Origin of the sequence: Leptolyngbya sp. FACHB-1624, assembly GCF_047649235.1 — a bacterium.
In the GTDB taxonomy this organism is placed as follows: Bacteria; Cyanobacteriota; Cyanobacteriia; order Leptolyngbyales; family Leptolyngbyaceae; genus Leptolyngbya; species Leptolyngbya boryana.
The window spans coordinates 518,295-541,122 of sequence record NZ_CP180258.1 but is presented as its reverse complement, the minus strand read 5'-3'; the positions used below and the strand labels follow the sequence as shown (position 1 = coordinate 541,122).

The following is a 22,828-nucleotide window of genomic DNA, read 5'->3' as shown; positions in this document are numbered from 1 at the left end:
TCTCAATCCTCGTCGATCGCGTTCTCTTGTGCATTATAAGAACCATCCGTAGCTATGGAGTCCTTTACCCAAAAGATTCACCCCTAAATAACAGACCCAAACCACGACAAATCCTACTGCGGCAAGGATAGCAGGACGACGACCTTGCCAGCCTTTGGTGATGCGCGCATGCAGATAAGCCGCAAAAACTAGCCACGTGATCAATGCCCACGTTTCTTTGGGATCCCAACTCCAATAAGAACCCCAAGCCTCATTCGCCCAAACGCCTCCTGCAATAATGCCAATCGTCAACAGCGGAAAGCCAAGTCCAATCACGCGGTAGCTAATATTGTCTAAGGTATCTGCAAGAGTTAGACGTTGCGGAGAAAGGGTGGTCTTCTCTAAAACTGCAGTTCCACCTGAATTGACACTCACCTCTTCAGAGCGGTGAAGTTGATAGGATTTTTCACGGTAGCTGCCTGTTCCGACAGAACTGCCTCGAAGTTCGATATTCTGTCCGCGAGTGACGACTAAAAACGCGATCGCCAAAAGCGATCCCACCATCAAAGTTGCATAACTGAGCATCATGACGCTGACATGCATCATCAGCCAATTGGATTTCAAGGCAGGAACCAATGGCGCAGAAGCCTGCATCGTATCGGGTAGCGTCAGAGCGGCAAAAGCCGTGATTGCCATTGCAACGGGCGCTGTGACAATGCCGACGAGATTGCTTTTGCTCATATTCTCAGCGATCAAGTGCATCGTGGTAATGCCCCAGACCAGGAAAAAGAGCGATTCGTAAAGATTGCTGAGGGGGAAATAGCCTGCTTCGATCCAGCGAGCAGCAAGGAGTGCAGCCGTAGAGAGATTTGCGATCGCCATTCCTGCCGCCCCCAGAGTCGATGCGTAAGGCACCTGGGGAAAGGCTGCACCAACCCAATAGATCAGCATTGTGGCGAATAACACAGCAAATGACAGATTATCTAAAACGCCTTGGAGTGCAACCAAATCCATTGTTGTTTCCTTACGGGGATTAATCGAAGTTTACAGTGTCTCTCAATTGTATAAGGCGAAGGGGCGTTCCGAGTTTTACCGAGTGTCGTAATGAAGTTTGGATTTTGGTATTGCAAAGACCCAGACAAGTTTAAAAGAACACGTCAGAATAGAGAACAAATCATCAGAATCATATGAAGAGGTGCTTGTGGCTTTATACGCAGAATTGCATCGTCACTTGGGTGGATCGGTTGTGCCTCGGATTCTCTGGCGTTATTTAGAACGAAGTGAATCAGATTTAATTGAACGGTTTTCCGATTATCCGGAGTTTGAGGATTTTTATACTCGACCTCGCAATACCTTGGATGAGTACTTGGAATTGCATACGATCGTGGAAGGGGTGCAAACGGCGGAAGCGTTGCCCTATTTCATTTATCGTTTGATGCGCGGAGCTTATATTTTCGAGAATTTGGCGTATTTGGAGCTTCGCTATACGCCTTATTTGCGAACGAATCCGAATTTGGATCAATCGCGTCGGATTGAGCAAATGACTGAAATTGCTCAGATTGTGGGGCGATCGAGTCGATTGAAAGAGTATCCGATCGTCAGTAGTCAAATCCTGTGTATGCACTCGAAGCTGCCGTATGAGGTGAATCGAGCGATCGTAGATTTGGCGGCGCAGATGCCGGAGAATATTTGCGCGATCGATTTGGCAGGCGGTGATGCCTACTATGGGGAGCGCATGGAAGAGTTTATCGAGTTGTTTGAATATGCTCGATCGCTCGATATCAAAGCGACTTGCCATTTGTATGAAACGGAAGGACATTATCCGGAATTGCTGCCATTTTTGAATCGCATCGGGCATGGGATTCAGATTCCGCTTCGGTATCCGCATCTGTTGAAAGAAGTCGCGCAACGGAAGCAATGTTTGGAGGTTTGTCCGACGACTTATCTGAAAACGGGAACGCTTCAGGAGATTCGCCAACTCAAACAGGTGTTTGATCAATGCTTTGACGCAGGCGTTGATATTGCGATCTGTACAGATAATGCGGGTTTGAATGATGTACGACTGCCGTTTGAGTATGAAACGCTTCTGACACAGGATGTGATTGGGTTTGAAGAGTTGCAGGCTTGTCAGGATGCAGCGTTTCGTCATGCGTTTGCGTGGCAGTATGCTCAGCGTCCAGCTTCATTGCTCGATCGCTTGTTGAAATCAGAGGCAAGTTAGAGAGAGACATGGAGAAATTACAGGACTGCTTCCTGTCTCTCTCATGAGCGGATTGAGAAGACTCGAGAAGCGATCACCACGGATGAAAAGAAGTGTGATCGCTTCCTAACAAAATCCTGTACTTCTACTGAAATCAATTCATAGGGCTTGTATTCTGATGGTGAGATGAAAAGCCCCGACTGAATTCATGAGTGACGTTTTTATTTCCTACTCTCGCAAAGATAAGGCGTTTGTTCAGAAGTTACATGAGGCGTTGCGATCGCAGAATCAAGAAACCTGGGTGGATTGGGACTCGATTCAGAAAACTGAGGCATGGTGGCAGGTGATCGAGCGGGGAATTGAAGGGGCGAATACGTTTGTGTTTGTGCTTTCGCCAGATTCGATCTCGTCAAGTGTCTGCCGGGATGAGATTGATCATGCGGTGAAACACAATAAGCGATTGGTTCCGGTGGTCTATCGAGAAGTTGCGGTGGATCTAGTCCATGAAGCACTCCAGAAATTAAATTGGTTGTTCTTTCGGGAGCAAGACCCGTTTGAAACAACGTTTGCCGAATTAGTTACGGTAATTGGGACGGACTTGGAGCATGTGCGATCGCATACGCGGTTAGAAGTGAAAGCGATCGAGTGGGAGCGAGAGGGACGTAATCCGAGTTTTGTGCTGCGAGGAGAGGATTTAGTGCGATCGCAGGCTTGGCTGGTGCAGGCGGAACAGAAGCAGCCAAAGCCAACGGAACTTCAGCGGGAGTATGTTAGTGCGAGTCAGACGAGTGAAAAAGAAGCTGCAATTTTGCTCAAAGCAGGGCAACGGGCAACACGCATGGTTCAGGTTGGGTCTGGCATTTTGATTGCGACATTGATCGGGGCTGGTGTTGCTGGTAGTTGGGCATTGAAAACAAGTAACGATGCAAATCAAGCCACACAAGACGCACAGAAAACTAGGCAACAGGCAGAACAGCAAGTTACAACGGCAAAGAAACAAGCTGATGCAATTACTCAACAAGCAGATCGACAGGTGAAAGTCGCAGAAGCAAGGCTCAAAGCAGCAGAAACGAAGGCCGCAGAAGCGCAAAAAGCGGTGGAAACGGCAAAGTTGGCACAAGCACAAGTGTTGGCACAGTTAGTCCGACAGCAACAGCAGGCGCAGGAACAATTAGCAGCAGCAGAGAAGCAAACGCGGGAGTCAAATGCGAGATCGCAAAGAGCAGAGCAACAGCGACAACATGCAGAGGCATCTGTTCAATCTGCACAAGCGAAATTAGCCCTAGCAAATGGGGCCGTCAAAATCGCAGAAGAACAGAGAGAAAAAGCAGAAGCATTTCAGGAAGAAGCTAAAACAGGAACACAACTTGAGCGAGCAGGTGCGCTAGCACTGCGACAGTTTGAAGTCAATCAAACTGGAGGATTATTATTGGCAATGCGACTAGGTTTTGACCTAGAGAAATGGACTCAACAAAGACGATCCCAAGATTATCCTGTTATTAGTCCAGTTTTAGCGTTGCAATCAGCATTAGAAAAGATTCGTGAAACCAGAGTGCCAAGCAAACAAGGTTTAGTTACAAGTGTGGCATTTAGTTCTGATGGCACACGGTTTGCGACAGGTGGTAAGGATGGGAATGTCAGAATATGGAGTAGAGATGGTCTTCTTATTAAAGAGCTTGAATGCAATCAAGATAGCATTGTGAGCCTAGCATTTAGCTCTAATAGTGCATATATCGCAACTGGTGGGAAGGATGGCCGTACTAAACTTTGGAACAGAGACGGTATTTTGCTTAAGGAGCTGAAAAGCGATCAAGGCAATATATGGAGTGTTGCTTTCAGCCCTGATGGAACAAAGATCGCGACAGGTAGTGATGATGGTAACACCAAGCTTTGGAACATAGATGGTATCTTGCTTAAGGAATTAGAAGGCAATCAAAGCGGTGTTTGGAGTATTGCATTTAACTCTGATGGGACAGAAATTGCTACAGGTGGTGATGATGGTAGTGTCAAGCTTTGGAACACAGATGGGTATCTCCTCAAAAATTTGAAAAGTGATCAAGGCGTTGTTTGGACTGTCGCTTTTCATCCTGATGGCAATCAAATTGCTTCAGGCGGTAGTGATGGCAGTATCAACCTATGGAACAGAGATGGAAGCTTGACTAGAAAATTAAAAAATAATTATACAGAGCGAAGCGGCATAATCAGTATCACTTTCAGTCACGATGGTTCGCATATTGCATCAGGTAATGGGAGCGGCAAGAGTAGCTTGTGGAGAAGCGATGGAACTTTCATTAGGGACTTACAGATACAGGATAGTCAGGGAGAAGCAACAAGTATTGCGTTCAATCCCGATCTCACACAGATTGTAACGGTTAAGGCTTATAGTGGTGACATTACTCTTTGGAGCAGAGATGCTATACCATTCAAAGAATTACGTGGTAATCAAAGTAATGTAGGTAGTGTTGCTTTCAGCCCTGATGGAACAAGCATTGCTACAAGTGACAGTGATGGCAGTATCAATTTATGGAATTCAAACGGTGTACTTATAAAAGGATTTAAAAACAGTCAAGGTGGTGATCGAAGCATTATTCGGAATCTGGTATTTAGTCCCGAAGGAACAAGAATTGCGGCGAGTGACGATAAAGGTATTATTAGGTTTTGGAACACAAGCGGCGTACTTCTTAGAGAGTTTAGAGACAATAGGAGCGTTACGAGCTTTGCATTCAGTCCTGATGGTACACAAGTCGCAACGGGTGATGATGGAGGCAATATTACACTTTGGACAGAAGCTGGCGTACGTTTGAGAGAATTTAAAGATCGTGAAGGTAGTATTCAGAGCATAGCATTCAGTCCTGATGGAGCACAGATTGCTACAGGTGGTAAAGACGGTAATGTAAGAGTATGGGGGACGAATGGCGTACTCAAGGAGTTAAGAATCAATCAAGACATTGTGGAAAATATCGTATTTAGCAGAGATGGAACAAAGATCGCGACGAGCGGGTTAGGCAGTATCAAAATATGGGACAGAGATGGAAATCAGGTAGGACTATTCTCAGGAAGCTCTCCGTCTGCAATTAGCTCGGATTTGAAGATGATTGCCCTTGTCGAAATCCCTCTCGGTTCAAATCGTGAAGTTGTTCGGCTTTATCGTGTTGATCTCGACCTCAATAGCCTCCTTGGTCGTGCTTGTGAACACCTAAAGTCTTATTTACTCAATACTCCAGAACTTAGTGAGGATAGAGCGCGCTGTGCAGTTCACTTGGGCGAAGGTTGGAAGATTCAGCAACGTAATCGAGCCAATTAAATTTTCCTCGGTCGAAATAAGCTAATCCTCAACCTCTAACACGTCAACTTTTACCTCAACAGCCTCCTGCACCGCGCCTGCCAACACCTCAAGCCCTATATTCTCGACAAGCATCAGCAAAGAACCGACCAAGCCCAGTGTGAAAGGCATTTAGGAGAAAGTTGGGAAGGCGAACAAACAGCAAAGTGATGTGTAGATGACGAATTGAGCGATCGTAAATCAGCACTTTCAACTTAGTCTTGACGCGATCGGGAGACCCTGTATGATGAAGAAATAACGCTCCAAGGTAAATGAAATGGTCGTTACAACGTCTAAAACGAGTAGCGCATTGCTCTCTAATGTCACATGGGACACCCTGGAAAAACTTGATGCAGATATGGCAGGGACAGGGGCACGTCTCATTTATCTTGACGGATGGTTGGAGATTATGACCCCTTTGTCCGAAGCTCATGAAACCCCTAAGAAAACATGCGCTCAACTCTTAGAAGCCTATATGAGAGTGAAGAAAATTCGCTTTTATGCTGCGGGGAGTGCAACGATTGGGATGAAAGCCTTGGGTGCGCGTAAAGAACCCGATGAATCTTACTGTTTAGGAGAACGGAAACCGATTCCAGATATTGCGATCGAGATCATCGTCACGAGTGGTGGCATTGATGTGCTGGAAATCTATCGCCGGATTGGAGTTCAGGAAGTGTGGTTCTGGGAAGATGGTGTGATTTCAGTTTATTGTCTAAGATCGACAGGCTATGAATTGGTGCGTCAGAGTGAGTTGCTGCCAGAATTAGATCTGCGATCGCTAGAGTTTCATTCTCGCATGGCAGACCAATACGACGCAGTCGATGCCTTCATGAAAACGCTTCAAGAAAAATGAAATGACTTGCGCGATCGTAAATGCCATCCCATATCTAGATAGAAATGAAACGACTCTTTCGTGTGTTCAAAACCTTATTGCTGGTGTATTACGCCTATATGGTGGAATATCGAGCAGAGTTGATTCTGTGGGTGCTTTCAGGATCACTGCCTATTATTTTGATGGGAGTATGGATACAAGCTTCTCAGCAAAGTAATTTTGGACTGTCTCCGACCGATTTTGCACGCTACTTTTTAGCCGTGTTTTTAGTGCGGCAATTGACGGTTGTGTGGGTGATTTGGGAGTTTGAACGGGAAGTTGTTGAGGGGAAGCTTTCACTCAGATTGTTACAACCGCTTGATCCGGCTTGGCATCATGTGTTTTCGCATGTCTCAGAACGGTTTGCCCGGATTCCATTTGCGATACTACTAATTGTCTTATTCTTTCTCCTTTACCCAACTGCAATCTGGGTTCCGAGCGTTGGAACAGTGTTACTGTTTGTGGTGTCGATCGTATTAGCTTTCTCGCTAAACTTTCTGATTCAGTACACTTTGGCACTCTGTGCGTTTTGGACAGAGCGGGCAAGTTCATTGCAAGAATTCTGGTTTTTGCTGTATCTATTTTTGTCTGGGGTGATTGCACCGCTTGAAGTCTTTCCGCCTGTCGTGAAAACACTCGCTTTGTTTACGCCGTTCCCTTACTTAGTCAATTTTCCAGCGAGCTTGCTGGTTGGATTACCAACGAATCCAGCGCAAGGATTTTTAGTGATGGCAGGTTGGATTGTCGGATTTCTCGCGCTCAATCGTTGGTTGTGGCAGCAAGGCTTGAAACAATATTCGGGGATGGGAGCATGAGACGGTATTTTCAAGTGCTGCGATTGTTCTGGAGTACTGCGATCGCTGCTGAACTAGAGTATCGCATTAACTTCCTAATCGCAGCACTGACAAGCTTAGGCGGATTAGTCGGAAGTTTGTTTGGATTATTTCTCTTTTATCGAACAGGCTACACCTTTGCTGGATGGAGATGGGAAGAAGCATTGATCGTTGTGGGAGTATTCACATTACTAGAAGGCTTTTCCAGTACCTTTCTCGCACCCAATCTGAACCGAATTGTGCGGCATGTGCAGGAAGGAACCTTGGATTTTGTGTTGCTAAAACCGATTAGTTCTCAGTTTTGGTTGTCTGGGCATACCATCTCACCTTGGGGAATTCCCGATATTATTTTTGGCGCGATCGTCATTTTTTATGCGGGCACTCGATTGGGGATTGGTGTAAATGCGTATTTGCTCAGTCTGATTCCATTAGTTTTCGGATTAGCAATTCTCTATAGCTTGTGGTTCATATTGGGGGCGACAAGCATTTGGTTTGTCAAAATCTACAATGTGACAGAAGTGTTGCGGGGATTGATTGAAGCGGGACGGTATCCAATGGCAGCTTATCCGATCGCGTATCAATTCTTTTTTACGTTTATTGTTCCCGTTGCTTTTCTCACGACCATTCCAGCCGAAGCCATGTTAGGAAGAGTCGAGTTTGAATGGATGCTTGGAGCGGGAGGTTTAGCGATCGCACTTTTATTTGTTGCACACAGTTTTTGGCGATTTGCGCTGAGATTCTACACCAGTGCATCTAGTTAGTAGCGAATGTACTCGATCCAATCGAGCAGAACTGGTTAAGCTATTGTCATTGTTCTCTCACTCAGACTATGACTCGTGCGCCCTTAATCGGAATTACGACCCACAGCCGCAATGCGACCAATGAAGTTGTGCTCCCTGGAACTTATGTCGATGCAGTGCAATCGGTTGGCGGCAATCCAATTTTGCTTCCTCCCACTCAAAGTCATCTTGAATCGTTGCTCGATGCGATCGATGGTTTAATTCTTTCCGGGGGCGGTGATATTCATCCGATTCATTACAATGGCGAAGATCATCCTGAGATTTACGGAATAGATGACGATCGCGATACGTTTGAGATTACGCTAGCAAAGTTAGCATTGATGCGGGAAATTCCAGTACTGGGGATTTGCCGGGGAATGCAGGTTTTGACGGTGGCAACGGGAGGCGGATTGATTCCGCATGTGCCCGAAGTCTTTGGAGATAGCATTGATCATCGGTTAGATAATCCGCGTCGTCCGATTCCCCATGAGATTGAAGTACTAGCTGAGAGCCGATTGTCGGAGCTATTAGGCAAGACTCAGATGAATATTGTGTCTTGGCATCATCAGGCAGTTGAGTTTCATTCGGATGTGTGGAAGTTGGCGGCTCGCTCCAACGATGGATTAATCGAGGCGTTAGAGCATTCAGAGCATCCTTGGGCGATCGCGTTGCAATGGCATCCAGAATTGTCCATGCAAGATCCAGCGCATCAGAGATTCTTTCGATCGTTTATAGACGCTTGTAAGAAATGAGTTCTCTCTTACGTTCGATGCGAGTTAGGCGGGCAATGTTCTTTCCTTAGAGAAAGAGCAATAGTACAGGACACGAAAACAATGACGAATCTTTTGCAAACAGCGGCTGAAGTCGGATCATTTAAGACGTTGTTGAGCGCGATCGACAAAGCCGGAATCGCACCCGAATTAGAAAATCTCGATGGGTCTTTTACACTGCTCGCTCCCACCGATGCAGCCTTTGAAAAATTACCAGTGGGAATGCTAGATGAATTGCTACAAGACTTGCCCAAACTACGGAGAGTCTTGAGCTATCACGTTTTGCCAGGAGATGTGAGGTTTGAGGATTTGACTGAGATTGAAGAAGCACCTACTTTAGAAGGCTCAGTGATTGCAGTCGATCATCAAGGCGGCATCAAAGTGAATGATCTGGCGATCGCACAAGCCGATATCTTGGCAGAAAATGGCGTGATTCATGCGATCGAGGGTGTGTTGATGCCTGCACTGCTCGCAGGAGGCTAAACAGTTTGCTATCCTAAGATCTCTTCATTGCACAGGACAGGATTTTGAGTACGTTTGCCAAGTTGACCCCTCGGACGCAGCGGAATTTAGGGGTGCTATTTACGGCAGGATTGCTATTTTGGGCAAGTCTAGCAAGCCTGCTTCCCACCTTGCCCCTCTATGTCAAATCGATCGGCGCGCCCGATGATCAACTTGGTATGGTAATGGGAGCATTTGCGATCGGGTTATTACTCTTTCGTCCTCAAGCTGGTCAGACAGCCGATCAGCAGGGACGAAAGATTGTGCTACTGATTGGAATTTCAGCCGCAACCCTTGCTCCAGTCTGTCATTTACTGACCCAATCGATTCCAGTCCTGATGCTGATTCGAGCATTTCATGGACTGAGTATTGCAGCTTTCACAACCGCTTATAGTTCACTGGTCGTTGATCTTGCACCGCCAGAAAATCGCGGGGAGTTGATCGGTTACATGAGCTTGGTCAATCCGATTGGAATGGCATTAGGACCAGCGCTTGGCGGATATCTGCAAGAGTTGACGACTTATGCACCTGTGTTTGTGATGAGTTCAATTCTTGGCTTGATTAGTATGACTTGTGCGATGTTTGTGAAAGCTCCGCCTGTCATGTATGCTCCTCAAGACCAAAAAGAAAAAGATCAGTTCTGGCAGTTGTTGATCAGCGATCGCATTCGAGTTCCAACGATTACCATGCTGCTCGTCGGCATCGCATTTGGTGCGATCGCAACATTCGTACCGCTTTATATCAAAGATTCAGGAGTTGGACTGAATCCAGGACTGTTCTACACAGCAGCAGCAATCACAAGCTTTTTAACCCGGTTTGTCGCAGGAAAAGCCAGCGATCGCTATGGGCGAGGTCGATTTATTACGGCTGGTCTGTTGGGCTATGCCATCTCAATGCTGGTTCTGTGGCAAGCAACCGATGCCAATCAATTTCTCTTAGCCGGAGCGATCGAAGGATTTGGAGGCGGCACATTTTTGCCGATTATGATTGCATTAGTTGCCGATCGCTGTCAGCCTTTTGAGCGGGGACGAATTTTTGGATTATTTGTCGGGGGTTTCGATTTAGGAATTGCGTTGGCAGGTCCGATTCTGGGTCTCGTTTCTAATATTGTCGGCTATCGCAGTTTGTATCTCGTTGCGGCTTGTGTGGCGTTTGCTGGTTTGATTGTGTTTATGACGTTATCGAGTAAGAGCGTTGCTGATTCATTTCGATTCGCCTTGGGGTATGGAAAAGATCCGTATGCAGTTTCTAAAGTGGGTTGAACGATGAATGTTCCTCATTTCATGCTCAAAGAGATTCACCAACAGCCAGACGTGATTCGTCATCAACTCGATCGGACAATTTCAATTGGAATTCCCGATCGCATCAACATTCTGGCATGTGGAACTAGCCTGAACGCAGGTTTGATTGGGCAATTTCTATTTGAGCAGATTGCTCAAATTCCTACTCAAGTGCGATCGTCGTCTGAATCTCTTTCAGCCCCACTGCTGGAAACTCCAAATACAATTACGATCGCGATTACACAATCTGGTGAAACAGCCGATACAATTGCTGCACTTCAACAAGTTCAATCGAAGCAAGTTGCCATTACCAATGGAATTGACAGCACAATTACTCGATTTGCTGATCACACAATTTATACAAATGCAGGTGAAGAGAAAAGCGTTGCTGCAACTAAAACATTTACATCACAGATTGTACTTTTTTACAAGTTAGCATTTCAAATTGCACATGAGAATCAAAAACTCAGCGATCGAGAATTTGAATCACATCTTGAATCACTCAAGCAAATCCCACAACAAATGGAGAAATTGCTAAATGAGAATACAATCGTTGAACTTGCTCAAACTCTAAAAGAAACGCGCGATCTGATCATTTTAGGCTCGGGAATTAATACTGCGATTGCATTAGAAGGCGCATTGAAACTCAAAGAAGCAACTTACACACATGCAGAAGGGTATGCTGCCGGAGAATTTCTTCATGGTCCGATCGCATTGCTCGATGCAGAAATTCCGACATTAGCGATCGTGACAGAAGATGATTCTCGTATACAAAAAACAATCGATCGGATTCGTGCTCATGGAAATCATGTGATCGAGATAACCGCAAAATCAGTGCCCGAATTGTTCAGTCCATTCCTTGCAGTTGTGGCTTTGCAACTGTTGGCTTACCACTTAGCAACCCTACGCGGGATAGATGTTGACCGACCCAGAAATATTGCAAAATCTCTCACGACTTAAGCCCATCCTAACTAAGGTTCACCAATCTTTGCGTTTCCCTCTATCGCTGGTTGGAAAATTGCTTTAGGATTTGGGTGTGAATAAAGCTCCGTAAAGTAATATTCCTACTGAAATGACTTCTTCTCCAGATCCTCGTCATCGTCTCACGTCCGATGAACTCATCGCGATGTTTGTGGCGTTCCTTAGCATTGGGGGCATCTTCTTCTGGGCACTGGGTCAGCAAGACTCTGGCTTTGATCTCGGCTCCCTGATAGGTTCACCAAAACCTACGGCTTCTTCTCCGCCTTTACCGAGTGGAACGGCTGCACCGAATGCGATCGTCGGAACAGCACCCGCATCACCTCTACCGCAAGCGACATTAGCTGTTCCGCAAATTGAGGCGACAGATGCACCACAGCCTAATGTGCAAACGATGGTTCCCAGTATTCAAACGCCGATCGCAACTGTTCCGGCTCCCAATCCTGCGTTGCCAAATCTGGTTCCGTCGCCGAATACTCCTGCATCGCCAGGAGTTGCGAAGCCAATCACTGGATTTTCAGATGTGCCCAGCGATTTTTGGGCAGGCGCTTATATTGGGGAATTGTCACGTCGTGGAATTATTAGCGGATTTGACGGTGGAGTCTTTAAGCCAAATGAATCGCTCACCCGCGCACAATTTGCTTCCTTATTAGGCAAAGCATTTGGGAAACCGAAACAGCGACAAAGCGTTGAATTTCAAGATGTGCCTGCAAATTATTGGGCAAAATCCGCGATCGATGATGCGATTCAGACTGGATTTATGAGTGGATATTCGGAAGGCGATTTCCGTCCCGATCAGCAAATCCCGTTATATCAGCTTCAAGTCGCACTTGCCGCAGGGTTAAAACTTCAACCTCAAACGCCTGTAGCGCAAACGTTGACAAACTTTAAAGATGCAGCCCAGTTGCCAAAATGGTCACAAGAGAAAGTTGCAGCCGCGATCGACTCAGGACTCATCACAGGATATCCCAGTCCTCAAGAACTCACTCCAACTCGCACTGCAACGCGAGCAGATGCGGCAGCGCTGATCTATCAAGCACTGGTGAAAGAGGGGCGGATTACACCGACGAAGTAGGGAGTAGGGAGTGGGGCATGTTTTTTCTCCCTACTCCCCACCTCTCCGTAAATTTACGATCACTTCACGCAACCTCCAATTCCATAAATTTTTTCGCCTGATCCGAACTTTTGCCGCTTTTTTCCGTCGGAAGTTCTTAACCTAGAGTTTGACTCACCCGAAGCTGATACGCCACAATCGGACATAATTCGGACTATTTCAAGTAGCAGAACTTACCGGGTGCGTCGTTTCTTGTTGCGAATTCTGAATTAGCGTCAATAATTCCTTTGCCATGAGTCACGCCCAACTCGCGCTCAAAACTGGTCAAGCGAAACTCTGGATTCTCCTTGTGGGAGTTAGCCAGTACCACGATCAGCGATTTCCGATCCTGCAATACTCCACAGTCGATACTCAGCGGCTGGCAGATGCCTTCACAGAAGTCATTCAGGAATTTCCTGATACCAGCCTGAAACTGCATCACGATAACGCGCTACCCCCGACCCTGAGCGAAGTGCGATCGAGCCTGCAAGACATTGTGGAACATGCCAAGCCAGACGATACAGTTCTGTTCTATTTTGCTGGACATGGGGCACTCGACTCGCGAATGCAGCAAGTCGTATTCTGCTTAGCTGACACGCAGAAAGATGCCATGCTGCAAACGGGATTAAGCGCGATTAGTCTCTTGGGATCACTTGGAAACTGCGCGGCAAAACAGCAAATCCTCTGGATAGATGCATGTCATGCAAATGGAATGACGCTGCAAACTGATACACCTGAAATTTTAGATAATCCAACCTGGCAATTGAGCGAGATGTTTCGGCAACGCGCATCTCAGAATCCCGGATTTCAGGCGTTACTGTCTTGCGATCACAAGCAACAGTCCTGGAAATTTCCCGAATTGGGTCACAGCATTTTTAGCCATTTCTTGATTGAAGGATTGCGCGGAGGAGCCGCAAATCCTCAAGGCATCGTCACAGCTTCTGTTTTGGGAAATTACGTTCACGATCGCATGATTCAATACATCGATCGCACGAATCAGCAGTTGGAATGGCTGCACCGAGATGGAGAAAATCGTTCTTCCAAAGCCATCGTGCAAAAACCTGCTCGATTCGGTAATGCCCAACTGCAACTCCCAATCGGAATTCGCCCCAAAGATCCATTAGAGTATCTATTTCCAGAGATCAAAGCACCTGATATTGAACCACCGCTTGCCCGATCTGCCTCGAGACGCAAGCCAACGCTTGATGCGCAAAACCTCATTCCACCCCCGATCGAGAAACCAACCACGATCGAGCCAACGATTCCACCCTTCCAAAAGATTGTTCCTGAACAACCTGCTCCTGAACCGATCCCAGAAGTAATCTCGATCGAGCCAGTCCTGCCAAAAGCGCAAGAGCCTGTTTCGGAATTCGTTGAGCCTTCTGTTCTCGACGCAAACCCGCCAACCCCATTAATTGAAGCTCCAGAAGTCGAAGAGATTCCGGTCGAACCGACTCCACCCATTGAGCCAGCAATTGATGAGATCGAGCTGGCGCGACCAGAAATCCCAGAACCAATTTCACTTCAGGAAACACAACCAGAAGCCAACGTTTCCGCTGCACCAGAACCTATCTCAGACCTTAACTCGATTCAACAACCCGTTGCAGATTCTCCGATTTCCTTCGCACCGAGTCCTATCGAAGAACCACGGTTAGAAGTGGTCGAGCCAATCGCAATAGCCCCTGCCGTTTCGGAAGTTTCCCTCGAATGGGTAGAGTCGGCTCCACTGACGCAAGAACCAAGTCCACCAAACGAGATCGAAACAGAACACGAAGCCGCTGCTTCCGACCTCGCAGAATCGATCGCACTCGGCTCCCACTCAGTTGAATCTCAACACGCTTTGCCTGAAGTTGCAGACTCGATCGCGCCTGTTAAACCCTCTCGAACACGCCCTGACACTCAACGGCAGATTCAGCGCTTCCAGCGCGTGATAAAAAAACGCTGGAATTCGGCAGCGATCGCGTTTAATGGAACAGTTCGCGGAGCCACCCAATCGGTCGGGAACTTTGCAACATCCCAACAAACGCAGGCGAAACAGCAAGTGTCCCTCCTTCGCAACTCACTCTCGAAAAAGATCGGTTCGCTGAGCCAGGCGACCCGCCAAGCCGCAAATTCTGGTCAAACTCTTTATCGTCAAAGTGTGGCTGAAGCGAATCACATCGCCACTGATGCGGTTCAAAATCTCGATCGCTCCACCCGCAACCTCCATCAAACTGCGAATACTGCCTGGAGCAAAGCGGCTGAGCGTACACAAGCCCCTGAAACTCGCCAACTGGCAACAACGGCGCTCAAAACGCTAGGAGTCGTTACGCTCAGCATGGCAGGCATTGGAGCCTATATGTACCGCAACGATCGGATTCATCAGGTTCAAACCCTCTCCAGCACTGCAACAACGCAAATGCAGTCGAATCAAGACAGCCAAGCCTTAGCAACCGCCCTCAAAGCGGGGCAAATGTTGCAAAGCGTCGATCGTCCCTGGAATTTTGTGCCAGAGAGTTTGAAATTGAGCGCGATCGCCACGCTTCAACAAGCTGTCTCGATGGCTGAAGGTAGCTCAACACCAATCGGTGCTGGATTTGCAAATGTCACTCTCAGTCCTGATCAAAAAACTTTTGCCGTTTCAACGCGCAAGAACACGATTCAGATTTGGCGACAAAACGACGCTCAACTTCAACAACGTGAAACAGAATTGAGTGGACACAAAGCTGCGATCGCCAAACTCATCTTCAGTCCAGATGGAAAACGCCTTGCTTCATCAAGTGCAGATAAGACGATCAAAATTTGGGATGTCGAAAAAGGCATTCTGATTCAAACTTTAGCTGCCCATACTCAAGCTGTCACAGCCCTCAGTTTCCGCTCCGACGGTGAAGTTCTCGCATCGGGCAGTGCCGATCAGACGATCAAACTCTGGGGCATCTCAAATGGTCGCATCCTCGACACCTTTAAAGGACATAATGCAGTCGCGAGTGTGATTCGATTCAGTCCTGATGGTCGCATCCTCGCGGCTGGAACCACAACGAACACCATCCATCTATGGTATCCCGATAGTCAAAATCCGGTTCTCCTCGGCAGTCACGACCGCACAGCAGTCGGGCAAGGCATCAACGATTTGGCTTTCACACCGGACGGCAAAACGATCGCATCCGCTGGAGTTGATAAAACAATTCGACTTTGGAATGTTGGCTCAGCAACGACCGAACGCGAAGCCATTCCCACGCAAACGCTGACCGGGCATGAAGAGGAAGTCACCAGTTTAAGCTTTAATGCTAGTGGACAAATTTTGGCATCCGGCGGACGCGATCGCACGATTCGTCTCTGGAATATGCAGGATGGAACTTTCCTCAAAACCCTCCTCGGCGCTAAAGATCCGATCGAGCAACTGACATTCACCGCCAATGACCAATCCTTGTCCAGTGTCGGCAACCAGTATGGCTTGAAGATTTGGAACCTTGATCTCAACTCACTGATGGAGACAGGCTGTCAATTGGCGGGAAGTCGGACAATAGGATGTTCTTGAATGGGGTGTTCTTGAAGGTGAGCGATCGCATTCCAAAAAATGCGCGCTATACTAGGAAAACATCACGGGGCTGTAACGGTTTCGACAGGTTGGCGAACGTTCCATCGAGATGCAGGTCGAGAGGGAGTCCACTCTCGTAAATCTAGGCTCAAAAAAATAGATGCAAACAACATCGTACCTTTCGCTCGTAAAACTGCACCTGTTGCAGCATAAAACACCTCTAATTCAGGTTCGAGCGCTTACCGTCTGACACCGTTAAAGATAGTAAGCACAACCCCAACGGTTGCTCTAGAATTTCGCCTTTGGTCGGCATTCTAGCTAAGACAATACCAAAGCATCCTATTGTCCGGGACAAAGGACAGTTCCCGCTTCGAGGATTAGAGAAGCTAAACCTGTGAATGATTGATAGAGCTAATACCCAGTTTGGACACGGGTTCGACTCCCGTCAGCTCCACTTTTGCTGATTGACTTTTACTCATTGAATGATTGATTCAATCGATATTGATAGAGTTGAATATCGATTGAATCGAATCTTGATTAAATCGAATAATAGAGCGGGAAAGATTTTGCGTCTTTGGGTCTGACATACACCCGTTGATCAGGAACAAGATTCAACTCATCAAAGCGATCGCGGGTCAGATGTGCCGACACGACTTGTCCATCATCCAGCGTCAGTTCCGCCTGAATTTCCCAACCTAAGTGAATCAATCGCGTCACTCGCGCAGCAACCGTCGAACCATTTGGAGAGGTTTCGACTAATACATCATGTGGTCGCAAGAACATCTCCGGATGCGCCGAATCAAAGCCATTATTTTGAAAAATTCTAGACGAACTGGGCAGCACGTTCACTGGGCCAATAAAACTCATCACAAATGCCGTCGCCGGATGATCATACACATCGGCAGGCGTACCGATTTGTTCGACTTTGCCCTTATTCATCACTACGATTTCGTCCGAGACTTCCATCGCCTCTTCCTGGTCGTGCGTCACAAACACGGTCGTCACATGTACCTCATCATGGAGTCGCCGCAGCCAAGCCCGCAGATCTTTGCGCACTTTCGCATCTAAAGCTCCAAATGGCTCATCTAATAACAAAACTTTCGGCTCTACTGCTAATGCTCGCGCCAATGCGACCCGCTGCCGCTGTCCTCCGGAGAGTTGAGACGGATAGCGATCGCCCAACCCCGTCAACTGCACTAGTTCTAAAAGCTCGTCCACACGGCGTTTGACCTTTTCAGCATTCATTTTGCGGATGTCCATGCCGAATGCAATATTGCGCCGCACGGTGAGATGCTTAAATAAAGCATAGTGCTGAAACACAAAGCCAATATTGCGATCCTGGACACTGCGATCGGTCGCATCTTCGCCCGTGAGAAAAATTCGTCCTGAATCTGGACTTTCCAATCCTGAGATCAGCCGCAGCAGCGTCGATTTACCTGAACCTGATGGCCCTAGAAGTGCCACCAACGAGCCACTTTTGATTTCCAAACTGACCTGATCTACGGCCTGGAAACTGCCAAATCGCTTAGAAACGTCCTGTACTACGATACCCACGGCATTGACCTCGAAAGGGAATTCCCACTTTCTTGATAAGATTACTGTAGTTTTATAACATAATCCCGCGATCGATTGGTTAAAGGAATCGCAAAAAAAAAGACATCCCCGAAAGAGATGTCTTGAAAACATTCAACCACAAACCTAAAACTTAATGGACATTGTTGCCCGTGGATTCGGAATGAGACACAGGCAGCGTATGCGGGAGAGACGAAGAGAGAGAAGGATTGAACTGCTGATTGTTCACACTGCCCTTGACTTGTCGCATAAGACTTGCCATCTCCAGCGCGCTCATACCATATTCCCAGCCTAAATTGCTCTTGATGCCAGCGCGCTCTAAAGCTTGCTGCATCGTATCAGTCGTCAAGACTCCAAAAATGACAGGTACGCCAGTCTGAAAACCTGCCGCAGCAATCCCTTTCGAGACTTCTGAAGACACATGATCAAAGTGAGGAGTTTGACCCTTGATCACAGCCCCCAAACAAATGACGGCATCATATCGCCCTGACAGCGCAAATTGGCGTGCCACTAGAGGGAGTTCAAATGCACCTGGAACCCAGGCATAATCAACCTGTGTGCCATGCGGATCAACATTGATTCCGTGGCGCTTCAGGCAATCTTGACAAGCTTCTAACAAGCGGGTGGTCACGAGGTCGTTAAATCGCCCAACCACGATCGCAAACCGCAGAGATTCGGTCTGAGAGAACGTTCCTTCAAAAATTGTCATCGTTTGAATCTGAGTATCAACACTTCAATAGCTACCAGTTTTCCCCAAAGAGAGTTTCTCCGAGGATTCACTTAAATTTAACTTGGGAACTTAGGCTTTGAATAGTGCTGATCGCTCTATTTATTTAGATTTTACATTTGAGTCCACAGATTTTAGAGTTTCTTCTCCGTACTAACACTGAGAGATCTTCAAGTAAACTCAAAAAACTGGGGACGAACCCCAAGTTCCTCCCCAGTATACGCATGAATTTAGATCACGAGATAGTTTAAAAGCCCGACCACAATCACCAAAGCAAACCAGATTCCGGAGCCAAGATAGAGTAAGCGCTTGGAGGTGTCCCAGTTTTGGGGGGAAGCGTAAGCGACAGGTACGCCAACGACCATGATGAACGAAAATAAAACGAGTGCCAACAATGCGAGTTGGAAAATGAATGTCATTTTTCTCTCCCTAAAACAGCGTTTGTGAGTGTCTCAATTTCTTTTTATAAATAACCGAGACGCGATCGAAAAGTCCTGATTAGTACGTTATCAGAAAACATGGACGTGATTCTATGCCATACAACAGCGGATTTTGATACCCTCGGCGCGGCTGTTGGGGTGAGTCGGTTACGTCCGCAGTCTCGCATCGTTTTGTCGGGAGGAGCGCATCCTCCAGTTCGAGATTTTTTGGCGCTGCATCGAGATGAGTATCCGATGATTGAGCGGCGGTCGGTCAAGCCAGAATCGATTCGATCGATTACGGTCGTAGATGCTCAAATGCGCGATCGCTTAGGCAGTACGGCTGTATGGCTCGATTTGCCGCAGGTGGAAATTACTCTATATGACCATCATGTTGAAGTCGATCGAGATATTTCGGCTGAACACACATTTTTTGATGCCGTTGGCGCGACTACGACAATTGTTGTCGAACAGTTGCAAGCGGAAGAAATCTCTATCACACCAATTGAAGCCACTGTGATGGCATTGGGAATTCATGTCGATACAGGTTCGTTGACGTTTGATCATGCGACGGCGAGAGATGCGATGGCACTCGGTTGGCTAATGCAGCAAGGGGCAAGCTTAAAAGCGATCGCGCAATATGTCGATCCAGGTTTATCTCCTCAGTTGCAGGCACTTCTGAGCACAGCGATGAAGCATTTACACACTCAAGAGATTGAGGGAAATACGATTGCCTGGGTGATGCTCGAAACAGAGGAATTTGTACCTGGGCTGTCGAGTTTAGCTTCGAGCTTGATGGAGTTGACCGAAAGTGATGCGCTTTTACTTGGGCATCGCTATTCCAGAGGGACAGGAGAAGCCTTAACCGTAATTGGAAGATCTAATATTGACGGGACGAATCTGAATGACCTCTTTCAACCCCAAGGCGGGGGACATGCAAAAGCCGCTTCGCTGAGTGTGCGAGATGTCGATGCGGAGGCATTTCTCGATCGCTTAATTGAACAATTCAAGGCGCAGATTCCCAAGCCTTTGAGTGCGCGCGAATTGATGTCTTCACCTGTGCGGACGATCCGACCTGAAACGACGATCGAGGATGCACAGCGGATTTTGTTGCGGTATGGGCATTCGGGATTGTCGATCGTGAATCAAGAGGATCAACTCGTTGGCGTGATTTCCCGTCGAGATTTAGACATCGCGCTGCATCATGGGTTTAGCCATGCGCCAGTGAAGGGCTATATGGCTTCAAATTTGAAGACAATTACACCAGAGACTTCACTCCCAGAGATCGAAGCGTTGATGGTGACGTATGACATTGGCAGGCTTCCAGTTTTAGAACAGGGAAACTTAGTTGGCATTGTCACGCGCACGGATGTGTTGCGGCAATTGCATCAGGGTAAAAAAGAGCCTGAAAAAGATTTGTTTCCACTCCGATATCTCTTGAGATTGGAGCGATTTGCAGAACCGTTTCAGAAGCTTTTGACGATCGCGGCTGAAGCCGCCGCAGAACGGGGCTGGCATCTTTATCTAGTGGGCGGAGCCGTCCGAGATCTATTACTGGCTGATCCATCTGAACCCGTCGCGCTCATTGATATTGATTTGGTCGTAGATGGCTTTCATCAAGCGGCAACGGTTGGAGCGGGAGTCGAACTCGCTCGATCGTTGCAAACACTCTATCCTCAAGCTCGATTAGAAATCCACGGCAAGTTTCAAACGGCAGCACTCCTTTGGCATAACGATACAGACTTAGATTCACTTTGGATTGATATTGCAACGGCACGAACTGAGTTTTATCCTTATCCAGCAGCGAACCCAGAAGTTGAAGCCAGTTCGATTCGGCAGGATTTGTATCGACGTGATTTTACCGTCAATGCTTTGGCTTTGAGATTGACCAATCCGCGATCGAGTGAGTTGCTCGATTTCTTTGGGGGAGTGTTGGATCTGCGATCGCGGCAAATCCGAGTGCTACATGCGAATAGTTTCATTGAAGATCCAACTCGAATCTATCGCGCCGTTCGGTTTGCTGTGCGATTGGGATTTGTCCTCGAACCGCAGACCGAAGGCTATATTCGACATGCGATCGACAGTGGTGTGTATGAACAGCGCGATCGCATTGTTCCAGCATTGCAAACTCGACTAAAAGCAGAATTGAAATACATTTTGCAAGCCCCGTACTGGAGAGCAGCGATTCGCAAACTTGCTGATCTGGATGCTCTTACTTGTATTCACCCTATGCTCAAGCTAGATGCAGCCCTCTGGCGACAAATGAGGCTTGCAGATTGGTTACAGCGATGTGACATGACCATTCCGCATTGGCAAATTTTGCTCGAAGTGTTGATTGCGAAAATTGACGATCGAGCAAACGTTGCTCAAGCCTTACAGCTTCCCGCAGATGCGATCGAGCGGCTGGCAAATTTAGCAGAAATTGAACGCCAGTTAGAGCAATTGCCGCACTGTGAAAAGACCAGCCAGATGGTGCAATTGCTCAAACTGTTTAGCTCGGAAACACTGATATTAGTTGCCGTCAGAAGTTCAAAAACCATCCGGCGATTGATCTGGACGTATTTCTCGCGCTGGTCATTGGTCAAAGCACCAATTGATGGAACAGATCTCAAAGCCTTGGGATACAAACCTGGAAAGCAGTTTAAGCAAATGTTAGACGACTTGCTAGCAGCAACGCTTGACGGAGAGATTAGCGATCGTTCACAAGCTGAAGCCTTTCTACACAAACGGTATCCGTTAACATAGGGTCTGAACTTTTAGGCGATCGACGAATGCTATATCGACGTTTTGGACGCACCGAACTGCAAATGCCCGTTTTTTCCTGCGGAGGAATGCGATATCAGTTCAAATGGCAAGATGTTGCGCCGGATGAAGTCCCCAACGATCAGCAGGCAAACTTAGAAGCGACAATTCGACGATCGTTTGAATTAGGGATGTATCACATCGAAACGGCTCGCGGCTATGGTTCTTCTGAAATGCAATTGGGCAACATTCTGCCAAAATTGCCCCGCGAGAAGCTGATTGCTCAAACCAAAGTTGCACCTGTGGCAGACCCAAACGAATTTAGAAAAACGTTTGAGACTTCACTGAGCTATTTAAAACTCGACTATGTTGACCTGCTCGGACTGCACGGCATTAATGACACGGAAACATTTGAAGATGCGCTTCGCTGTTTAGACGTAGTGAGATCGCTGCAAGACCAAGGAAAAGTTCGCCATGTGGGCTTTTCGACGCATGGTGCAACCGACTTGATTATTCAAGCGATCGCAACCAATCAATTCGATTACGTCAATCTGCATTGGTACTACATCAATCAACTGAATTGGAGCGCGATCGCTGCTGCTACTGCTCACGATATGGGCGTTTTTATCATCAGCCCGACGAATAAAGGCGGCAATCTGCACGAGCCTCCAGCTAGGCTAAGAGAACTTTGTGCACCGCTTTCTCCAGTTGTGTTTAATGATTTGTTCTGCCTCAGTCATTCTCAGGTTCATACCTTGAGTATTGGAGCCGCGAAACCGACTGATTTCGATGAGCATTTGAAAACATTGGCGTGGATAGATCGCGCAGATGAAATTCTGCCTCCAATCATTCACCGTCTAGAGCAAGCCGCGATCGAGCGATTGGGAGAAGATTGGTTTAAGCGGTGGCACGTTGGCTTACCCTCGGTCGATGAAACTCCTGGACGCTTAAATCTTTATACAGTGATCTGGTTGAGAAATTTAGCGATCGCTTACGATTTAGTCGATTATGCGAAGATGCGCTACAACCTGCTGGGTCAAGCCAGCCATTGGTTTCCGGGCGCGCGCGTCAGTGAAATTGATCTAGAAGCATTGCGCCCTGTTTTACAAGACAGTCCATTTCGCGATCGCATTCTCGACGTTCTGCGTGAGGCTGATCAACTGCTGGGAGGCGAAACCGTGAAACGTCTATCGCAACAATAGAAGAATTTCTCGATCGACGCTCCTCATCCATCCGTAAACATCG

17 protein-coding genes and 1 other RNA gene are annotated in these 22,828 nt (G+C 47.3%); 14 read left to right on the top strand and 4 right to left on the bottom strand.

Features of this window, described 5'->3' with window-relative positions; all coding sequences use genetic code 11:
* Positions 1 to 33: 33 nt before the first annotated feature.
* Positions 34 to 993 (bottom strand): c-type cytochrome biogenesis protein CcsB, encoded by a 960-nt coding sequence (gene ccsB / locus ACMUEV_RS02495; RefSeq protein WP_190648452.1) that lies wholly within the window; start codon positions 991 to 993, stop codon positions 34 to 36.
* Between the two features lie 187 nt (positions 994 to 1,180).
* On the opposite strand from ccsB, the gene ACMUEV_RS02490 reads away from it, so the two are divergent.
* The 12 genes from ACMUEV_RS02490 (at position 1,181) to ssrA (ending at position 16,580) form a co-directional block, all read left to right on the top strand.
* Entirely contained in the window at positions 1,181 to 2,200 is a 1,020-nt protein-coding gene (locus tag ACMUEV_RS02490; RefSeq protein ID WP_190648454.1) for an adenosine deaminase, read from the top strand.
* Positions 2,201 to 2,387: 187 nt separating this feature from the next.
* A complete protein-coding gene (locus ACMUEV_RS02485) occupies positions 2,388 to 5,483 on the top strand; it encodes a TIR domain-containing protein (RefSeq protein WP_190648457.1) in 3,096 nt (1,031 codons plus the stop codon).
* Positions 5,484 to 5,778: 295 nt separating this feature from the next.
* Entirely contained in the window at positions 5,779 to 6,354 is a 576-nt protein-coding gene (locus ACMUEV_RS02480; RefSeq protein WP_190648460.1) for a Uma2 family endonuclease, read from the top strand.
* 44 nt (positions 6,355 to 6,398) lie between these two features.
* A complete protein-coding gene (locus ACMUEV_RS02475) occupies positions 6,399 to 7,187 on the top strand; it encodes an ABC transporter permease (protein ID WP_190648462.1) in 789 nt (262 codons plus the stop codon).
* Positions 7,184 to 7,966 (top strand): ABC transporter permease, encoded by a 783-nt coding sequence (locus tag ACMUEV_RS02470; protein WP_190648465.1) that lies wholly within the window; start codon positions 7,184 to 7,186, stop codon positions 7,964 to 7,966. The genes ACMUEV_RS02475 and ACMUEV_RS02470 overlap by 4 nt, the downstream gene beginning before the upstream one ends.
* A gap of 68 nt (positions 7,967 to 8,034) precedes the next feature.
* The gene (locus tag ACMUEV_RS02465; protein ID WP_017290880.1) at positions 8,035 to 8,736 is read left to right on the top strand and encodes a gamma-glutamyl-gamma-aminobutyrate hydrolase family protein; all 702 of its coding nucleotides are present in this window, start codon (positions 8,035 to 8,037) and stop codon (positions 8,734 to 8,736) included.
* A gap of 81 nt (positions 8,737 to 8,817) precedes the next feature.
* Positions 8,818 to 9,237 (top strand): fasciclin domain-containing protein, encoded by a 420-nt coding sequence (locus tag ACMUEV_RS02460; protein WP_017290881.1) that lies wholly within the window; start codon positions 8,818 to 8,820, stop codon positions 9,235 to 9,237.
* A 44-nt stretch (positions 9,238 to 9,281) separates the two neighbouring features.
* A complete protein-coding gene (locus ACMUEV_RS02455; RefSeq protein ID WP_026148975.1) occupies positions 9,282 to 10,517 on the top strand; it encodes an MFS transporter in 1,236 nt (411 codons plus the stop codon).
* A gap of 3 nt (positions 10,518 to 10,520) precedes the next feature.
* Positions 10,521 to 11,495: an SIS domain-containing protein gene (locus ACMUEV_RS02450; protein WP_190648468.1), complete on the top strand. Its 975-nt coding sequence runs from the start codon at positions 10,521 to 10,523 to the stop codon at positions 11,493 to 11,495.
* A gap of 112 nt (positions 11,496 to 11,607) precedes the next feature.
* Positions 11,608 to 12,588 carry an S-layer homology domain-containing protein gene (locus ACMUEV_RS02445; RefSeq protein ID WP_190648471.1) on the top strand — a complete coding sequence of 327 codons (981 nt, stop codon included), beginning with the start codon at positions 11,608 to 11,610 and terminating at the stop codon, positions 12,586 to 12,588.
* Between the two features lie 271 nt (positions 12,589 to 12,859).
* The gene (locus ACMUEV_RS02440) at positions 12,860 to 16,123 is read left to right on the top strand and encodes a caspase family protein (protein ID WP_190648474.1); all 3,264 of its coding nucleotides are present in this window, start codon (positions 12,860 to 12,862) and stop codon (positions 16,121 to 16,123) included.
* A gap of 66 nt (positions 16,124 to 16,189) precedes the next feature.
* Positions 16,190 to 16,580: a transfer-messenger RNA gene (gene ssrA / locus ACMUEV_RS02435) on the top strand.
* Positions 16,581 to 16,660: 80 nt separating this feature from the next.
* On the opposite strand, the gene ACMUEV_RS02430 is transcribed toward ssrA, so the two are convergent.
* The 3 genes from ACMUEV_RS02430 to psbZ form a co-directional block, all read right to left on the bottom strand.
* Positions 16,661 to 17,677 carry a TOBE-like domain-containing protein gene (locus ACMUEV_RS02430; protein WP_190648477.1) on the bottom strand — a complete coding sequence of 339 codons (1,017 nt, stop codon included), beginning with the start codon at positions 17,675 to 17,677 and terminating at the stop codon, positions 16,661 to 16,663.
* A gap of 151 nt (positions 17,678 to 17,828) precedes the next feature.
* The gene (gene ribH, locus ACMUEV_RS02425; RefSeq protein ID WP_190648481.1) at positions 17,829 to 18,404 is read right to left on the bottom strand and encodes a 6,7-dimethyl-8-ribityllumazine synthase; all 576 of its coding nucleotides are present in this window, start codon (positions 18,402 to 18,404) and stop codon (positions 17,829 to 17,831) included.
* 248 nt (positions 18,405 to 18,652) lie between these two features.
* Positions 18,653 to 18,841: a photosystem II reaction center protein PsbZ gene (gene psbZ / locus ACMUEV_RS02420; protein ID WP_017290892.1), complete on the bottom strand. Its 189-nt coding sequence runs from the start codon at positions 18,839 to 18,841 to the stop codon at positions 18,653 to 18,655.
* 99 nt (positions 18,842 to 18,940) lie between these two features.
* Here psbZ and ACMUEV_RS02415 point away from each other — a divergent pair, with 99 nt between their 5' ends.
* Positions 18,941 to 21,586: a CBS domain-containing protein gene (locus ACMUEV_RS02415; protein WP_190648484.1), complete on the top strand. Its 2,646-nt coding sequence runs from the start codon at positions 18,941 to 18,943 to the stop codon at positions 21,584 to 21,586.
* A 26-nt stretch (positions 21,587 to 21,612) separates the two neighbouring features.
* The gene (locus ACMUEV_RS02410) at positions 21,613 to 22,785 is read left to right on the top strand and encodes an aldo/keto reductase (RefSeq protein ID WP_190648487.1); all 1,173 of its coding nucleotides are present in this window, start codon (positions 21,613 to 21,615) and stop codon (positions 22,783 to 22,785) included.
* The last annotated feature ends 43 nt before the right edge of the window (positions 22,786 to 22,828 follow it).

Excerpts from the sequence above, each read along its gene's own strand:
- ACMUEV_RS02445 (WP_190648471.1), top strand. The coding sequence starts at position 11,608 with ATGACTTCTTCTCCAGATCCTCGTCATCGTCTCACGTCCGATGAACTC.
- ACMUEV_RS02480 (WP_190648460.1), top strand. The coding sequence starts at position 5,779 with ATGGTCGTTACAACGTCTAAAACGAGTAGCGCATTGCTCTCTAATGTC.
- ACMUEV_RS02465 (WP_017290880.1), top strand. The coding sequence starts at position 8,035 with ATGACTCGTGCGCCCTTAATCGGAATTACGACCCACAGCCGCAATGCG.
- ribH (WP_190648481.1), bottom strand. The coding sequence starts at position 18,404 with ATGACAATTTTTGAAGGAACGTTCTCTCAGACCGAATCTCTGCGGTTT.
- ACMUEV_RS02485 (WP_190648457.1), top strand. The coding sequence starts at position 2,388 with ATGAGTGACGTTTTTATTTCCTACTCTCGCAAAGATAAGGCGTTTGTT.
- ACMUEV_RS02460 (WP_017290881.1), top strand. The coding sequence starts at position 8,818 with ATGACGAATCTTTTGCAAACAGCGGCTGAAGTCGGATCATTTAAGACG.
- ACMUEV_RS02415 (WP_190648484.1), top strand. The coding sequence starts at position 18,941 with ATGGACGTGATTCTATGCCATACAACAGCGGATTTTGATACCCTCGGC.
- ACMUEV_RS02450 (WP_190648468.1), top strand. The coding sequence starts at position 10,521 with ATGAATGTTCCTCATTTCATGCTCAAAGAGATTCACCAACAGCCAGAC.
- ccsB (WP_190648452.1), bottom strand. The coding sequence starts at position 993 with ATGGATTTGGTTGCACTCCAAGGCGTTTTAGATAATCTGTCATTTGCT.
- ACMUEV_RS02470 (WP_190648465.1), top strand. The coding sequence starts at position 7,184 with ATGAGACGGTATTTTCAAGTGCTGCGATTGTTCTGGAGTACTGCGATC.
- ACMUEV_RS02475 (WP_190648462.1), top strand. The coding sequence starts at position 6,399 with ATGAAACGACTCTTTCGTGTGTTCAAAACCTTATTGCTGGTGTATTAC.
- ACMUEV_RS02440 (WP_190648474.1), top strand. The coding sequence starts at position 12,860 with ATGAGTCACGCCCAACTCGCGCTCAAAACTGGTCAAGCGAAACTCTGG.
- psbZ (WP_017290892.1), bottom strand. The coding sequence starts at position 18,841 with ATGACATTCATTTTCCAACTCGCATTGTTGGCACTCGTTTTATTTTCG.
- ACMUEV_RS02410 (WP_190648487.1), top strand. The coding sequence starts at position 21,613 with ATGCTATATCGACGTTTTGGACGCACCGAACTGCAAATGCCCGTTTTT.